This is a genomic window from Ihubacter sp. rT4E-8 (assembly GCF_049852125.1).
Lineage (GTDB): Bacteria > Bacillota > Clostridia > Peptostreptococcales > Anaerovoracaceae > Senimuribacter.
On the sequence record NZ_CP187532.1, the window covers coordinates 327,636 to 341,071 of the forward strand.

The window sequence follows — 13,436 nt, forward strand, 5'->3', positions numbered from 1 at the left end:
AATCACGAAGACAGGAGGTATGTATTATGTCATGCTGTGATCATAGAGGTGGAATCGACGATAGTCTGTTATTCTTCTTTCTGATTTTGGTTCTGCTGTTCTGCAAGCCGGGCATTTTTGGATGCGGCTGCGAAGAGTTTGACTCTTGTGAACCTACATGTTGTTAAGAAGAAAAAAGCAATGAGAGAGGGAATGATTATCCCTCTCTCGTGTTGTTGTTGAATAGAAATGTGATGGCCCAGATTGCGGCAAGGCCGACAATTGCGTAAATAATACGGGAAATTGTAAAAAAGTCCGGACCAAAGATACTGTCGACCAGATTATATTTGAAGAATCCGATCAGACCCCAGTTGATGCCGCCGATAATGAGCAGTGCAAGAATTAGTTTTCTCATCAAATCACTCCTTTCAAATGATTAGTCTGTCCAATAAGGCATAGAATATTCGCAGACTGCACATACTCTTGTCATGGCATAGGAATTTGTGATAAAATAGAGAAACAAACTGTGGATTTTTGGCGTTTTGCCGCGTGCGTCGACAGTCTGGCCCGCAGAGGGAGGAAGGAGATTTATGAAGATTCAATTGCGAACTGCACCGAGAGCAGCGTGGAAGGAAGTTGAAGTGAAAGCAGGGACTTCTATAGAGGATATTTATCGTACATATCGAAATGAAATGGCGTATACAGCGCTGGCTGCTCGAGTTGATAATAAAATAGAAGATCTGGGATATAAATTAGAAAAGTCATGCCGTTTGGAACTTTTGGACATGCGTACCCAATCGGCCAATTTGATTTACCAGCATAGTTTGTCTCTGATTTATTTAAAGGCCGTGTCGGATTGTCTGGGAAACGGCGTTAGAGTAGAGATACAGAATTCTCTGAATAAGGGACTTTATACGGAGATCAAAACGGTGAAACCGTTAACAACGCGGCAGGTACAGCAGATAGAGGAACGGATGAGGCAGTTGGTTGACGCTGATTTACCTTTTGTAAAGGAAATTGTTTCACGAGAGGACGCCATGGCCATTCTGGAGGAAGACGGCCGCCGGGAAAAACAGCGTATGCTGAGTGAATCGTTGAAATTGAAAAAGGTCAAATTCTATTCTCTGGAAGGCTGCAGAGACTTTTTCTATGGGTTCATGGCGCCGTCTACCGGATACATTGAACATTTTCAATTGATGAAATACCGGAGAGGCGTGCTGCTTCGGTTTCCACATCCGTCTGCGCCGGATACGATGCCTCCATATGTGGATGAAAAGAAAATGTATCAAGCCTTCGGCGAGCAGACCAAATGGGATCGCTTGCTAGGTGTCAGCTATGTGGCGGATCTTAACGAGAAAATTGAGAACGGCCAGTATAAGGAATTGATTCAGCTTTCTGAGGCGCTCCACGAAAAGAAAATTGCGCAGATTGCGGATATGATTAAGAAGCAGCACAAGAGAATCGTTCTCATTGCGGGGCCGTCGTCGTCAGGAAAGACGACTTTTGCAAGAAGACTATGCATTCAGCTAAAGGTTAATGGTCTGGATCCTCTGTACCTTGGAACGGACGACTACTTTGTGGAGCGGGAAGAAACGCCGTTGGATGAGCACGGAGAGAAGGATTATGAGAATTTGCAGGCGCTTGATATCCAGCTGTTCAATGACAATATGAATGCTTTATTGGAGGGCAGGGAAGTAGATTTACCATCCTTTGATTTCCTGACAGGCCATAAGGTCTATGGCGGCAGAAGAATGATGATCAGGAAGGATCAGCCTGTCGTTATTGAGGGAATTCATGCCCTGAACGAGGACTTGACTCCGTATATTTCGAAGGAGGAGAAGTTCAAGATATATATCAGCCCTCTTACGCAGCTGAATATTGACGCGCATAACAGGATTCCGACGACCGACGAAAGGATGCTGCGCAGAATGGTTCGTGATAACCTTTATCGCGGACACAACGCGCAGAGCACCATTGCCAGCTGGCCAAAGGTTCGTGCGGGAGAGGATAAAAATATTTTCCCTTATAGCGGGGAAGCGGATGTTCTTTTTAATTCATATCATGTTTATGAGATTGCTGTTTTGAAGAAGTATGCTGAGCCGTTTCTGTCCAGGATTACACCGGATGAACCGGAGTATGCTGAGGCTGTTCGTATGTTGAAATTTTTACGGTTTTTCAGGACGATTGAAGACGATCATATTATTGCAGGTAATTCTATTATCAGAGAGTTTATCGGTGGAAGCATCTTTGTTGAATAAATTGTACGTTTAGAAGAACGCTGAGTGGAAAGGAACACGGAAATAATGGCGGCAATTACGGTAGTTGGAGGCATCAATATTGATATAGAGGGAAGACCCGATAAGGCTTTAGTTGCGGCGGATTCAAATCCGGGAAGTGTGACCGTCTCTGTAGGAGGAGTAGGACGCAATATTGTGGAGAATGTTGCTCGTCTGGGAGGTGAAGTGGCGATGATATCCCTGACAGGCGACGATGTCATGGGACAGAGCGCTAGGCAGCAGTTAGAGGATTTGGGTGTGGATGTAAGCGGTATTCAGAATCTTCCCGGCGAAAATACCGGCATGTATTTATCTATCCTTAATCATAAAAATGATATGGAATTAGGAATTTGCAATATGGATATTTTAGAACGGATTACTCCAGAGTTTTTGGCGGAACGGATGGAGATTTTTCGACGAGCTTCCATCGTGGGATTGGATTGTAATCTGCAGCCTGAAGCGTTAGACTATATGACGCAGATAAAGGAGATTCCTCTATTTTTAGATCCGGTGTCCGCGTCAAAGGCGGTGCGGGTAAAGCCGTTTATACATCGTTTCCACACGGTCAAGCCAAACAGAATTGAAGCGGAGCTTTTGAGCGGTATCTCTATTCGGGATCAGTCTTCTTTGCACCATGCGGGTACGTGGTTTTTGCAGCAAGGTGTGAGGCGGGTGTTTATCAGTTTGGGAGAAGCAGGCGCATACTATAGGACTGCAGAGGAGGAAGGCGTCGTGCAGTCAAGAACCGTTAATCTGGTCAGCGCTACAGGTGCAGGCGACGCTTTTTCTGCAGCGATTCTTATGGGACACATCATGGGACTTTCCGCAGAGGAAACAGCGAAGATGGGTATTGCTTGTTCCTCCTTTGCCATGGAGACGCAGATTGCTGTGAATCCCACGATATCTATGGCGGATGTTTGCGCCAGGATGAAGGAACTTTAGGATTTTATTCTTGATTTCCTGGGGAAAATCTGCTACAATCCATGATAGAATTATATTAGACGATATATAAACAATATTTGCCGCCGGGTAACGTCTTGTATTCATTCCGTTAGGCCTTTGAAGGAATGGAGAAGAGACGTTTTTTTCTTCTGGCGGACAGGAGCTGAAAAGCGGAAAGGAAGGTAATCGAAATGTTCAGGAGTATGAGACGGAGCAAGCAGGTATTATCTGAACGGGAAACGGTAGAAATTTTAGAAAAGGGAACATCGGGTGTATTGGCTGTCAGTGGAGATGATGGTTATCCGTATGCCGTACCTATCAGCTATGTATACGCCGATGGCAAAATTTATTTTCACAGCGCCGCGGCGGGACATAAGATAGACGCCATGAGAAGAAATGAGAAAGTATCCTTTAGCGTTATCGGTCAGGATCAGATTGTGCCGGATGAATTTACAACCTATTTCAGAAGCGCTATAGCTTTTGGAAAAGTAAGGATTATCGAGGATGTGCAGGAAAAGAAGGACGCTATCAGAAAGCTGGCCGTGAAGTATTCGCCGATGCCGGAACTGAAGAAAGCGCTGGAAGAAGAAATTGAAAGTCAGTTTAAGCCGCTTACCATGATTGAAATGACCATCGATCACCTGTCAGGGAAAGAGGCCATTGAATTGGTGCGGGCGAAAAACAAAAAATAGAGTGATTTGTTCATCCACCGAAAAAGCAGGCGATTCTGCATTTTGAGAACGCCTGCTTTTTACATGCTTATTTAGATGGTTGCTTTCCAGAACCCGTGCAAATTACAGTATTCGTATGCTGCTATTGGCTTTTCTCCTTCTGCAAGGGCGAATTCTGCCGCAGGTTTTCCGGTATGGTTCAGATATTTAATTTGACTACCCTGATTTGTTTCTAAAATGATGAAAGAGATGTGATGTTCGTCCATCATCGGGTGTTCTGCACTGCCTACGCTGACGGTAACTCTTGTTCCGTCTACCGTTACTACAGGAACATGTTTTTCTTGGGCGGCGTCTGTGGTGTTGGGATTCAAGAGATCCATAGGCTGTCCGCAGCATGCGGGCTTTACGTTTTTATCTTCTACCATTTGAACAATGTTACCGCAATGAGCGCATTTAAATAGCTTTATCATATTTATTTCCTCCTTATTTTACTAATTCTAGTGTACCACACAGGTGTTGATTTTAAACGTTGGCAAAAAAGAACAAATCACTTGACAGATTTTGTTAAATAAATTATAATAATGATAATCATTATTAATTATGCCATGAGTGAGGTTTTTATGAGATATTCCAAACAGAGAAACTTAATTTTGGATATTGTAGCAAGTACCGACGTGCATCCTACGGTGGAGTGGGTATATGAACGTGCTAAACGCATTCTACCATCTATTGGGATTGCTACAGTATATAGAAATCTTAATACTCTGGCAGACGCGGGTCAGATTCGAAAGATGATCGGTTCTGACGGCGTTGTGCGTTTTGACGCCGTAATGAAAGAACATTATCATATGCAATGCCGGAGGTGCGGGAGGCTCTTTGATTTATCTGTAGAGGATCAGACTGCCTTTGATCAGTTCAAGACGATTGCGTCGCAAGCGTTTGGAATAGAACCAAAGGAGGCGGACCTGGCGGATACTTTATTTTATGGATGCTGTCCGTATTGTGCCGAAAAGAAAAAGGAGGAATAAAAAGATGAAGGATTTAAAGGGAACGAAAACACTGGAAAATTTGATGATTGCTTTTGCAGGAGAGTCTCAGGCGAGAAATAAGTATACTTATTATGCGTCTCAGGCAAAAAAAGACGGTTATGTGCAGATTCAGAAGATCTTTGAGGAGACTGCCGCTAACGAAAAGGAACATGCTAAACTTTGGTTTAAGCTGGCTGTTGGTATTGGTTCCACAGAAGAAAACCTGCTTGCCGCGGCAGAAGGAGAAAACTACGAATGGACTGAGATGTATGCTGAGATGGCTAAGACGGCAAGAGAAGAAGGCTTCCCGGAGATCGCGGAACAGATGGAAGGCGTTGCAGCTGTAGAAAAAGAACATGAGGAACGTTACAGAAAATTAGCTGAGAATATTAAGGCTGGTAAGGTTTTCTCTAAGGACGAAGAAGTTTTGTGGCAGTGCAGCAATTGCGGTCATCAGGTAATAGGCAAAGAGGCGCCGGCGGTTTGCCCTGTATGTGCGCATCCGCAGGCACATTTCCAGATCAAGGCCGAGAATTATTAAAATTTATAGGAAATACGGGTAGATTTATCTCGTAAATAAGCTGATGAAGGTTTCGTAGGATAAGAATTTTAATCTTAGAATACGAAGCCTTTTTCTTTTTTGAGGTAACTTTCTTCGCAAAATATCATAGAATTGCTTGAAAAACAAAACTCATTCTTTCAATCTGCTGATAAAAGCGTATAATGAGGAGTGAGGTGAGACAAATGACAGAGAAGGAATTATTGACGAAAGCCGCAGCTGCAGGAATTGACCATGCTGCAATAATAGACGCGCAGGAGTTGGTATTTAAATTTGAGTTTCGAAAATACTGTGAGATGAATCAATGCGGTAATTATGGAAAAAACTACGGATGTCCGCCGGATTGCGGGACGCCTGCAGAGATGAAAGCTAAAGCGCTTGCTTACAGCAAGGCTTTTGTGCTTCAAACGGTTTGGCCGGTAGAGGATATTACTGATTCTGCTCAGACAGGGTCGTTAAAGAAAAAACATAATCAGAAGCTTCGGTCACTTATGAAAGAACTGTCTGACAGCGGGTTAGAAGGACTTTGTATTATGGCGGGGCCATGCAGCATTTGCTCGCCGTGCGCCAAGGAAAACGGACAACCCTGCAATTTTCCGCAAAGGACTGCGTCCTGCCTTTCGGCTTATGGAATCGATGTGGTCAGTCTGTGCGAAGCAGCTGGTCTCGATTGGGATTATGGAAAAAATATGGTGGCGTTCTTCGGAATATGCATGATGTGATTATTGGATAAAAAGAAACGCCAGTATGCGTGTAACGAAATGCTGGATTAAAGTGATTGAAAACACTTGACATGCGTGTATTAAAAAGATGAAAAATGTCTTGAAAAAAGTACGATATCAATATGAAAAATATTGAAAAAAGGCTTGCTTTCCTGACAAACTTCATGTATACTAAAAAGGCTTGCTTAAGGCGATGAAGTAGGAAGTTGCGGAGCTATCCGGTAATTTCTACAGAGAATTGTCCCCACCAGATGGGGGCGAAGGTGTTCGCCGACTTTTGCTTTGTGCGAAAAATAAAGAAACGCACGGCGCCGTGTGCAAAGTAAGCGATTCCACCGCACACGTTAAAGAAGTGGGCATTTGACAGGGATTGCACAGATTCGCATGTGCAGCGCCCCAACGTCAGAAAGAACCCCTTGTACAAGCATAGCGAAAACAGTACAAAAAATTTAGGAGGAAAACAATGAGCGAATTACAGAAAATCAGAATCAAGCTTAAGGCCTATGACCACGCGTTATTAGACCAGTCTGCAGCGAAAATCGTGGAAACTGCCAAGAAAACTGGCGCAGATGTTTCCGGACCGATTCCGCTTCCGACAGAAAAAGAAGTCGTTACAATCCTGAGAGCAGTTCACAAGTATAAGGACAGCAGAGAGCAGTTCGAACAGAGAACGCACAAGAGATTGATCGACATCACCAATGCTACTCTGCAGACAACTGACGCTTTGACTAAGCTGGACTTACCTGCAGGCGTAGACATCGAAATCAAGCTGTAACGTAGTTACGCAGGATTTTGGCGATGATGCGGCGCAACCGCGGTAAAACGTAGCCAAATCAGAGATTTGGGCGTTTCTCGCATGAGACCTTCCAGAGATTTTCTACAGAAATCAGGATAGGATTTCAACGCAGCAGCATCGAAAAAAGACAAGTAAGGGACACTTTCCCTTAGTAAGATTACATGAGAGGGAAAAGCTGCAAAAGGCTCACCTGTGAAAGCCCAGGCGCAAGATGCGGCGCCGCTGCAGCAAGTTGCACACCAGAGTAATCCAATGTAAGTGAAAAGGAGAAACAATATGAAAGCTATTTTAGGCAAGAAAATCGGTATGACCCAGATTTTCGCAGAAACAGGAGAAGTAATTCCTGTAACAGTCATCGAAGCTGGCCCAGAAGTTGTAACGCAGATTAAAACAGTAGAAACTGACGGTTACAATGCAGTACAGGTGGCTTTTGAAGATCAGAAGGCACACAGAGTAAATAAGCCTATGACAGGCCATTTTGCAAAGAGCGGCGCGCCTTTGAAAAAGCATCTGACAGAGTTCAGAGTAGAAGAAGGCGAAACTTACGAGTTAGGACAGGTAATTACTGTTGCTGATTTCGAAGCAGGAAGTAAACTGGACGTTACCGGAACCTCCAAAGGTAAAGGTACGCAGGGTAACATCAAGAGACACGGACACCACAGAGGTCCGATGACCCACGGTTCCAAGCACAAGAGATTGGCTGGCGCATTGGCTGCAGGTACGTATCCTTCCAGAGTATTCAAGGGTAATGCTGGTCCGGGAAGAATGGGCCGTGAGACGGTTACCGTTCAGAATGTAGTTTTAGTAAAAGTTGACACTGACAGAAACCTGATGCTGGTTAAGGGAGCAGTTCCTGGCGGCAAAGGAAGTCTGGTAAGAATCCAGTATGCTGTCAAGGGTCAGGACAAATAGAATAGACTTCAGAAAGGAGGAAGCACATAATGGCAAAAGTAACTATGCTTAACATGGCCGGAACTGAAGCCGGAACCATCGAGCTAAAGGATGAAATATTTGGCATCGAGCCAAACGCAAACGCTGTTCATGCAGTGGTTGTAAATTATCTGGCAAACCAGAGACAGGGCACACAGTCTGCAAAGACTAGAGGCGAAGTCAGAGGAGGCGGAAGAAAGCCTTTCAGACAGAAGGGAACAGGCCGTCACAGACAGGGTTCTACAACTGACCCTTCACAGGTAGGAGGCGGTATCGCTTTTGCGCCAAAGCCAAGAAGCTACAGATATACAGTGCCTAAGAAGGTGAGAAGACTTGCTATGAAGTCTGTTCTCTCCGCTAAAGTGGCTGATAGCGAGATCATCGTATTAGACGAATTGAAATTTGATGCTCCGAAAACGAAAGAAATGATTAAGGTTTTGGAGAACGTCAAGGCAGCGAAAAAAGCTTTGATCATTACGGTTGAAAAGGATGAAAACGTAGTAAGATCCGCAGCCAATATCCCGGGAGTTAAAACTGCTCTCGTAGGAACTATGAATGTTTACGAAATCGTAAATCATACCAGCTTCATCGTAACGAAGGAAGCAATCGAAAAAATTCAGGAGGTGTACATCTAATGAGATCCGCATACGACGTAATCATCAAGCCGGTCATTTCTGAACAGAGTATGGACCAGGCACAGGAAAAGAAGTACACATTCAAGGTTGCTGTAGATGCTAATAAGACGGAGGTTAAATTAGCAGTCGAAGAAATCTTTGGTGTTGAAGTAAAGAAAGTTAATGTCATGAACTATGACGGTAAATTAAAGAGAATGGGAAGAACCATGGGCAGAAGATCAGCTTATAAGAAAGCGATCGTAACTCTGACTGAAGGCAGCAAAGAGATTGAGTTCTTCCAGAGTCTGTAATATTAGGAGGTAGATAAGAATGGGAATTAAAAAATATAAACCAACGACTCCTGGTCAGCGCGGCATGACGGTTTCTACTTTCGAAGAGATTACTGTGAAGGCACCAGAAAAATCTCTTACAGAAACTTTGAAAAAGCATGCAGGAAGAAACGTCAGAGGTAAGATTACCGTTAGACATAGAGGCGGCGGTACCAGACATAAATACAGAATCATCGACTTCAAGAGAATGAAGGATGATATTCCTGGAAAGGTTACAACTATTGAATATGATCCGAACAGAAGCGCTAATATCGCTCTGATCGTATACGCAGATGGCGAAAAGAGATATATCATCGCTCCGAACAAGCTGAAGGTTGGCGATGTGATCTACTCCGGCCCGGAAGCAGATATTAAGGTTGGAAACGCACTTCCAATCGCCAATATCCCAGTTGGTACTATGATCCACAATATCGAATTGAAGCCTGGTAAGGGCGGACAGCTGGCAAGATCTGCTGGTAACGCTGCTCAGCTTATGGCGAAAGAGGATAAATATGCTCAGGTAAGACTTCCGTCCGGTGAAGTTAGAAAAGTCCTGATTCAGTGCAGAGCAACCATCGGTGAAGTTGGCAATGCAGATCATTCCAACATTCAGATTGGTAAAGCAGGAAGAAAAAGACACATGGGTATCAGACCTACTGTAAGAGGTTCTGTTATGAACCCTAACGATCACCCACACGGCGGTGGTGAAGGCAGAGCGCCTGTTGGACGTAAGAGTCCGGTTACTCCTTGGGGTAAACCTGCACTGGGCTATAAGACCAGAAAGAAGAATAAGGCTTCTAATCAGTATATCGTAAAGAGAAGAAATGAGAAATAAGGAAGGAGCATAGAGAATGAGTAGATCACTTAAAAAAGGTCCTTTCGTAGACGTGAAGCTTCTGAAAGCCATCGAAGCCATGAACGAAGCAAACGAAAAGAAAGTTATCAAAACATGGTCAAGACCATCCACTATATTCCCACAGATGGTGGGACACACCATTGCAGTCCATGACGGCAGAAAGCATGTTCCTGTATATATTACAGAAGACATGGTAGGCCACAAGCTTGGAGAATTTGCTCCAACCAGAACTTACAGAGGTCATGCTGCAGATAAGTCATCGAAGGTAAGATAAGAAAAGGAGATAAGAAATGGAAGCAAAAGCAGTTGCAAAATACGTAAGAATGTCTCCTATCAAGCTGAAACCGGTTGTAGACCTGGTTAGAGGCAAGGACTTAGCAGAGGCATTAACAATCCTGAAGTTCACACCGGGAAAAGGTTCTGAGATTGTAGAAAAGGTTGTGAAGTCAGCAGCAGCAAACGCTGAGAACAATTTTGATATGAATCCAGATAATTTATATGTTGCAGAGGTATATGCTCATCAGGGCCCTACAATGAAGAGATGGAGAGCCGGTTCACAAGGTAGAGCATCAATTATTCTGAAGAGATCAAGCCACGTTGGCGTGACTCTGAAAGAAAGAGACTAAGAATAGGAGGTTCATTGAATGGGTCAGAAAGTAAGTCCACATGGATTGAGAGTGGGCGTAATCAAAGACTGGAACTCAAAGTGGTATGCAAAAAAGAACAACTTTGCAGATTTACTTGTTGAAGATAATCAGGTTAGAGAATACGTAAAGAAAAAATTATACGTTGCTGGCGTTTCTAAGGTTGTAATCGAGAGAGCCGCTGCGAACAAGATCAGAGTTATCGTACTGACTGCAAGACCAGGTATGGTTATCGGACGCTCCGGCAACGGTGTTGACGAACTGAAGGCAGCTCTGGTTAAGATGACGGGCAAGGAAGTGGAAATTTCCATTGAAGAAGTCAGAAGGGCTGAATTAGACGCACAGTTGACAGCAGAATCTATCGCACAGGCTCTGGAGAGACGTGTATCCTTCAGAAGAGCGATGAAGCAGGCTATCGGCAGAACCATGAAAGCTGGCGCAAAGGGCATCAAAGTTCTCTGCTCCGGAAGATTGGGCGGCGCTGAAATCGCAAGAAGCGAAAAGTACAGCGAAGGAAATGTTCCTCTCCACACTTTAAGAGCCGACATCGACTATGGATTCGCAGAAGCCGACACCACTTACGGTAAGATTGGTGTAAAGGTATGGATCAACCATGGTGAGATCCTTGATAAGGGATTACAGAGCCCGGTTCGTGAGGAAAAGCGCGAAAAGAGAGAGAGAAGAGGCAGAAAAGACGGTGACAGAAGAAGAAACGACAGACGTGATCGCGGCGACAGAAGAAGAAACGACCGCGGTGACAGAAATGAAGCGCCGAAAGCTGTAAACCCAAGAGTCAGAAAGACTCCGAAGGCAGAACCTAAAGCAATCGAACCACAGGTAGAAGCTGCACCGGCTGCAGAGACTACCGAAGAATAAGTACGAAAGGAGGAACTAAGCCATGTTAATGCCAAAGCGCGTTAAACACAGAAGAGTTCATAGAGGTAGAATGAAGGGCGTAGCAACCAAGGGCAATACCATTACCTACGGTTCATACGGCCTGGTATCACAGGAATGTGGATGGATCACCTCCAATCAGATCGAGGCAGCTCGTATTGCCATGACAAGATCTATCAAAAGAGGTGGTAAAGTATATATCAAGATTTTCCCGCACAAGTCAGTAACCAAGAAGCCTGCTGAAGTACGTATGGGTTCCGGTAAAGGTGCTCCGGAGTACTGGGTAGCAGTAGTTAAACCTGGCAGAGTCATGTTCGAGATCGACGGAGTAACAGAAGAACAGGCAAGAGAAGCTATGAGGCTTGCAATGCACAAGTTACCTGTCAAGTGCAAATTTGCCATCAAAGAAAAAGAAGCAAAGGGTGGTGAAGCATAATGGAATTGAAGAAAATGAGAGAGATGACTGACATCGAATTGAATGCTGAACTGGAAAAAATGAAGAAGGAACTCTTTAATCTGAGATTTCAGCATGTTACAGGACAGCTTGAGAATCCTGTAAAGATGAGAGAAGTTAAGAGAAATATTGCGAGAGTTAAGACCATCATCAGAGAAAAAGAACTTGAAAAGGTTCAGGCTTAATGAAAGGAGGATGTAAATTATGGCAGTTGAAAGAAACAGAAGAAAGACTAAAGTCGGCATCGTAGTAAGCGATAAGATGGATAAGACTGTAGTTGTTGCAATCGAAGACTTCGTAAGACATTCCCTTTACGGCAAAGCTGTAAAAAGAACCAAGAAGGTGAAGGCTCACGATGAAAACAACGAATGTAATATCGGAGATAAAGTTAGAATTATGGAAACAAGACCTCTGTCCAAGGACAAGAGATGGAGACTTGTTAACATCGTAGAGAAGGTTAAATAAGGAGGCACCAGATCATGATTCAAACAGAAACAAGATTAAGAGTTGCTGACAATTCAGGTGCAAAAGAACTTTTATGTATCCGTATCCTGGGCGGTACTTCCCGTCAGTATGCGAATATCGGTGATGTAATCGTTTGTGCTGTTAAAGAAGCAACACCGGGCGGCGTTGTCAAGAAGGGCGATGTTGTCAAGGCTGTAGTCGTTAGAACAAAGAAGGGCGCCAGAAGAGCAGACGGCAGCTACGTAAAATTTGACCAGAACGCGGCTGTTATCATTAAGGATAAAGAAGATAAGACTCCAGTTGGAACGCGTATCTTCGGGCCTGTTGCCAGAGAGCTCAGAGATAAAGGCTTCATGAAGATCGTGTCATTGGCACCGGAAGTATTATAAGGAGGTGTTGACAGATGCGTATTAAAAAAGGCGATACAGTAGTAGTAATTACTGGTAAAGATAAAGGTAAAACCGGAAAAGTCCTGAAAGCTATGCCGAAGGAAAACAGAGTCATCGTTGAAGGCGTAAACATGCAGACAAAGCATCAGAAGCAGACTAGAACCGAAAAGGCTGAAATCAAGCACCTGGAAGGACCGATTGATGCTTCCAACGTTATGTTCTATGACGCTAAGGCAAAAGAAGCCATCAAGATTGGCTATAAAGTTGACGGTGAAAAGAAAGTCAGAGTTAATAGAAAAACCGGAAACGTAATTGACTAAGAAAGGAGGAGAAGATTTTGACAGCAAGATTAAGAGAAACTTACAAAAGTGAAGTATTCCCAGCATTGAAGGAAAAGTTCCAATACAAGAACGTAATGGAAGTTCCTAAGCTGGAGAAGGTTACTATAAATATGGGTCTGGGCGAAGCAAAAGAAAACGCTAAGATTCTGGAAACGGCCGTAAAGGAAATTGGTCTGATTACAGGACAGAGACCAGTTGTTACAAAGGCAAAGAAGTCTATCGCAAACTTCAAAGTAAGACAGGGCATGCCAGTTGGAGCAAAAGTTACCCTGAGAGGAGACAATATGTATGAATTTGTCGACAAATTCTTCAACATCTCTCTTCCTAGAGTAAGAGACTTCAAAGGTGTCAGCAAAAATTCTTTTGACGGTAGAGGCAATTACTCCATGGGTATCAAGGAGCAGTTGATCTTCCCGGAAATCAACTATGATGACGTTGACACAATCAAAGGTATGAACATCGTATTTACAACGACTGCTAAGACAGACGAAGAAGCCGCAGCGCTTCTGGAGCTTCTGGGTATGCCGTTTGAGAAGTAGAAAAACTC

Annotated in this window: 23 protein-coding genes; 21 read left to right on the forward strand and 2 right to left on the reverse strand. The window is 43.9% G+C overall.

The features are described from left to right. Window positions 1-26: 26 nt before the first annotated feature. Window positions 27-167 (forward strand): hypothetical protein, encoded by a 141-nt coding sequence (locus tag ACPW7J_RS01525; RefSeq protein ID WP_161874383.1) that lies wholly within the window; start codon window positions 27-29, stop codon window positions 165-167. Between the two features lie 29 nt (window positions 168-196). Here ACPW7J_RS01525 and ACPW7J_RS01530 read toward each other — a convergent pair whose 3' ends face one another. Next, window positions 197-394, reverse strand: a complete 198-nt coding sequence (locus ACPW7J_RS01530) for a DUF378 domain-containing protein (protein ID WP_161874382.1) — start codon at window positions 392-394, stop codon at window positions 197-199. Between the two features lie 175 nt (window positions 395-569). On the opposite strand from ACPW7J_RS01530, the gene ACPW7J_RS01535 reads away from it, so the two are divergent. The 3 genes from ACPW7J_RS01535 to ACPW7J_RS01545 all read left to right on the forward strand — a co-directional run bounded on the left by ACPW7J_RS01535 (window position 570) and on the right by ACPW7J_RS01545 (window position 3,889). After that, the gene (locus ACPW7J_RS01535) at window positions 570-2,237 is read left to right on the forward strand and encodes a nucleoside kinase (RefSeq protein ID WP_425756076.1); all 1,668 of its coding nucleotides are present in this window, start codon (window positions 570-572) and stop codon (window positions 2,235-2,237) included. Between the two features lie 24 nt (window positions 2,238-2,261). Then, complete coding sequence (locus tag ACPW7J_RS01540; protein WP_424960232.1) at window positions 2,262-3,197, forward strand: carbohydrate kinase family protein; 936 nt, start codon at window positions 2,262-2,264, stop codon at window positions 3,195-3,197. A gap of 191 nt (window positions 3,198-3,388) precedes the next feature. Next, window positions 3,389-3,889, forward strand: a complete 501-nt coding sequence (locus ACPW7J_RS01545; protein ID WP_161874379.1) for a pyridoxamine 5'-phosphate oxidase family protein — start codon at window positions 3,389-3,391, stop codon at window positions 3,887-3,889. A gap of 71 nt (window positions 3,890-3,960) precedes the next feature. Here the strand turns inward: ACPW7J_RS01545 and ACPW7J_RS01550 are convergent, their stop codons facing one another. After that, a complete protein-coding gene (locus ACPW7J_RS01550) occupies window positions 3,961-4,338 on the reverse strand; it encodes a desulfoferrodoxin family protein (RefSeq protein WP_202623927.1) in 378 nt (125 codons plus the stop codon). 150 nt (window positions 4,339-4,488) lie between these two features. On the opposite strand from ACPW7J_RS01550, the gene ACPW7J_RS01555 reads away from it, so the two are divergent. From ACPW7J_RS01555 to rplE, 17 genes are all read left to right on the forward strand, one after another. Beyond that, window positions 4,489-4,896 (forward strand): Fur family transcriptional regulator, encoded by a 408-nt coding sequence (locus ACPW7J_RS01555; RefSeq protein WP_161874378.1) that lies wholly within the window; start codon window positions 4,489-4,491, stop codon window positions 4,894-4,896. Window positions 4,897-4,900: 4 nt separating this feature from the next. Beyond that, complete coding sequence (gene rbr / locus ACPW7J_RS01560; RefSeq protein ID WP_161874377.1) at window positions 4,901-5,437, forward strand: rubrerythrin; 537 nt, start codon at window positions 4,901-4,903, stop codon at window positions 5,435-5,437. 203 nt (window positions 5,438-5,640) lie between these two features. Then, window positions 5,641-6,177, forward strand: coding sequence for a DUF2284 domain-containing protein (locus tag ACPW7J_RS01565; RefSeq protein WP_425757541.1), 537 nt, complete (start codon window positions 5,641-5,643; stop codon window positions 6,175-6,177). Window positions 6,178-6,640: 463 nt separating this feature from the next. Beyond that, on the forward strand, window positions 6,641-6,952 hold the full coding sequence (gene rpsJ / locus ACPW7J_RS01570) for a 30S ribosomal protein S10 (RefSeq protein ID WP_067532850.1): 312 nt from the start codon (window positions 6,641-6,643) through the stop codon (window positions 6,950-6,952). Window positions 6,953-7,249: 297 nt separating this feature from the next. After that, window positions 7,250-7,885 carry a 50S ribosomal protein L3 gene (gene rplC / locus ACPW7J_RS01575; RefSeq protein ID WP_161874375.1) on the forward strand — a complete coding sequence of 212 codons (636 nt, stop codon included), beginning with the start codon at window positions 7,250-7,252 and terminating at the stop codon, window positions 7,883-7,885. A gap of 29 nt (window positions 7,886-7,914) precedes the next feature. Next, window positions 7,915-8,538 (forward strand): 50S ribosomal protein L4, encoded by a 624-nt coding sequence (rplD, locus tag ACPW7J_RS01580; protein ID WP_161874374.1) that lies wholly within the window; start codon window positions 7,915-7,917, stop codon window positions 8,536-8,538. Then, window positions 8,538-8,828 carry a 50S ribosomal protein L23 gene (gene rplW, locus ACPW7J_RS01585; protein ID WP_161874373.1) on the forward strand — a complete coding sequence of 97 codons (291 nt, stop codon included), beginning with the start codon at window positions 8,538-8,540 and terminating at the stop codon, window positions 8,826-8,828. Before rplD ends, rplW begins: the two co-directional genes overlap by 1 nt. A gap of 19 nt (window positions 8,829-8,847) precedes the next feature. Next, entirely contained in the window at window positions 8,848-9,681 is an 834-nt protein-coding gene (gene rplB / locus ACPW7J_RS01590) for a 50S ribosomal protein L2 (RefSeq protein ID WP_161874372.1), read from the forward strand. Between the two features lie 16 nt (window positions 9,682-9,697). Next, window positions 9,698-9,976 (forward strand): 30S ribosomal protein S19, encoded by a 279-nt coding sequence (rpsS, locus tag ACPW7J_RS01595; RefSeq protein WP_161874371.1) that lies wholly within the window; start codon window positions 9,698-9,700, stop codon window positions 9,974-9,976. A gap of 16 nt (window positions 9,977-9,992) precedes the next feature. After that, complete coding sequence (rplV, locus tag ACPW7J_RS01600) at window positions 9,993-10,328, forward strand: 50S ribosomal protein L22 (protein ID WP_161874370.1); 336 nt, start codon at window positions 9,993-9,995, stop codon at window positions 10,326-10,328. Between the two features lie 18 nt (window positions 10,329-10,346). Beyond that, window positions 10,347-11,222 carry a 30S ribosomal protein S3 gene (gene rpsC, locus ACPW7J_RS01605; protein WP_161874369.1) on the forward strand — a complete coding sequence of 292 codons (876 nt, stop codon included), beginning with the start codon at window positions 10,347-10,349 and terminating at the stop codon, window positions 11,220-11,222. Between the two features lie 22 nt (window positions 11,223-11,244). Continuing rightward, complete coding sequence (gene rplP, locus ACPW7J_RS01610) at window positions 11,245-11,676, forward strand: 50S ribosomal protein L16 (protein ID WP_161874368.1); 432 nt, start codon at window positions 11,245-11,247, stop codon at window positions 11,674-11,676. Continuing rightward, window positions 11,676-11,879, forward strand: coding sequence for a 50S ribosomal protein L29 (rpmC, locus tag ACPW7J_RS01615; protein ID WP_161874367.1), 204 nt, complete (start codon window positions 11,676-11,678; stop codon window positions 11,877-11,879). Before rplP ends, rpmC begins: the two co-directional genes overlap by 1 nt. A 19-nt stretch (window positions 11,880-11,898) precedes the next feature. Next, window positions 11,899-12,159: a 30S ribosomal protein S17 gene (gene rpsQ, locus ACPW7J_RS01620; RefSeq protein WP_161874366.1), complete on the forward strand. Its 261-nt coding sequence runs from the start codon at window positions 11,899-11,901 to the stop codon at window positions 12,157-12,159. 14 nt (window positions 12,160-12,173) lie between these two features. Beyond that, window positions 12,174-12,548 (forward strand): 50S ribosomal protein L14, encoded by a 375-nt coding sequence (gene rplN, locus ACPW7J_RS01625; RefSeq protein ID WP_161874365.1) that lies wholly within the window; start codon window positions 12,174-12,176, stop codon window positions 12,546-12,548. 14 nt (window positions 12,549-12,562) lie between these two features. Continuing rightward, window positions 12,563-12,868, forward strand: a complete 306-nt coding sequence (gene rplX, locus ACPW7J_RS01630) for a 50S ribosomal protein L24 (protein ID WP_161874364.1) — start codon at window positions 12,563-12,565, stop codon at window positions 12,866-12,868. Between the two features lie 17 nt (window positions 12,869-12,885). Then, window positions 12,886-13,428 carry a 50S ribosomal protein L5 gene (gene rplE, locus ACPW7J_RS01635; RefSeq protein ID WP_425756084.1) on the forward strand — a complete coding sequence of 181 codons (543 nt, stop codon included), beginning with the start codon at window positions 12,886-12,888 and terminating at the stop codon, window positions 13,426-13,428. Window positions 13,429-13,436: the final 8 nt, after the last annotated feature.

Bases quoted from the DNA above. Each gene is read 5' to 3' on its own strand.
- ACPW7J_RS01525 (WP_161874383.1), top strand. From the start codon at position 27: ATGTCATGCTGTGATCATAGAGGTGGAATCGACGATAGTCTGTTATTC.
- rbr (WP_161874377.1), top strand. From the start codon at position 4,901: ATGAAGGATTTAAAGGGAACGAAAACACTGGAAAATTTGATGATTGCT.
- rpmC (WP_161874367.1), top strand. From the start codon at position 11,676: ATGGAATTGAAGAAAATGAGAGAGATGACTGACATCGAATTGAATGCT.
- rpsJ (WP_067532850.1), top strand. From the start codon at position 6,641: ATGAGCGAATTACAGAAAATCAGAATCAAGCTTAAGGCCTATGACCAC.
- rplB (WP_161874372.1), top strand. From the start codon at position 8,848: ATGGGAATTAAAAAATATAAACCAACGACTCCTGGTCAGCGCGGCATG.
- ACPW7J_RS01550 (WP_202623927.1), bottom strand. From the start codon at position 4,338: ATGATAAAGCTATTTAAATGCGCTCATTGCGGTAACATTGTTCAAATG.
- rplP (WP_161874368.1), top strand. From the start codon at position 11,245: ATGTTAATGCCAAAGCGCGTTAAACACAGAAGAGTTCATAGAGGTAGA.
- rplC (WP_161874375.1), top strand. From the start codon at position 7,250: ATGAAAGCTATTTTAGGCAAGAAAATCGGTATGACCCAGATTTTCGCA.
- ACPW7J_RS01565 (WP_425757541.1), top strand. From the start codon at position 5,641: ATGACAGAGAAGGAATTATTGACGAAAGCCGCAGCTGCAGGAATTGAC.
- rplD (WP_161874374.1), top strand. From the start codon at position 7,915: ATGGCAAAAGTAACTATGCTTAACATGGCCGGAACTGAAGCCGGAACC.
- ACPW7J_RS01535 (WP_425756076.1), top strand. From the start codon at position 570: ATGAAGATTCAATTGCGAACTGCACCGAGAGCAGCGTGGAAGGAAGTT.
- rpsQ (WP_161874366.1), top strand. From the start codon at position 11,899: ATGGCAGTTGAAAGAAACAGAAGAAAGACTAAAGTCGGCATCGTAGTA.
- rpsC (WP_161874369.1), top strand. From the start codon at position 10,347: ATGGGTCAGAAAGTAAGTCCACATGGATTGAGAGTGGGCGTAATCAAA.
- ACPW7J_RS01545 (WP_161874379.1), top strand. From the start codon at position 3,389: ATGTTCAGGAGTATGAGACGGAGCAAGCAGGTATTATCTGAACGGGAA.
- ACPW7J_RS01530 (WP_161874382.1), bottom strand. From the start codon at position 394: ATGAGAAAACTAATTCTTGCACTGCTCATTATCGGCGGCATCAACTGG.
- rplN (WP_161874365.1), top strand. From the start codon at position 12,174: ATGATTCAAACAGAAACAAGATTAAGAGTTGCTGACAATTCAGGTGCA.
- rplW (WP_161874373.1), top strand. From the start codon at position 8,538: ATGAGATCCGCATACGACGTAATCATCAAGCCGGTCATTTCTGAACAG.
- rplV (WP_161874370.1), top strand. From the start codon at position 9,993: ATGGAAGCAAAAGCAGTTGCAAAATACGTAAGAATGTCTCCTATCAAG.
- rplX (WP_161874364.1), top strand. From the start codon at position 12,563: ATGCGTATTAAAAAAGGCGATACAGTAGTAGTAATTACTGGTAAAGAT.
- rpsS (WP_161874371.1), top strand. From the start codon at position 9,698: ATGAGTAGATCACTTAAAAAAGGTCCTTTCGTAGACGTGAAGCTTCTG.
- ACPW7J_RS01555 (WP_161874378.1), top strand. From the start codon at position 4,489: ATGAGATATTCCAAACAGAGAAACTTAATTTTGGATATTGTAGCAAGT.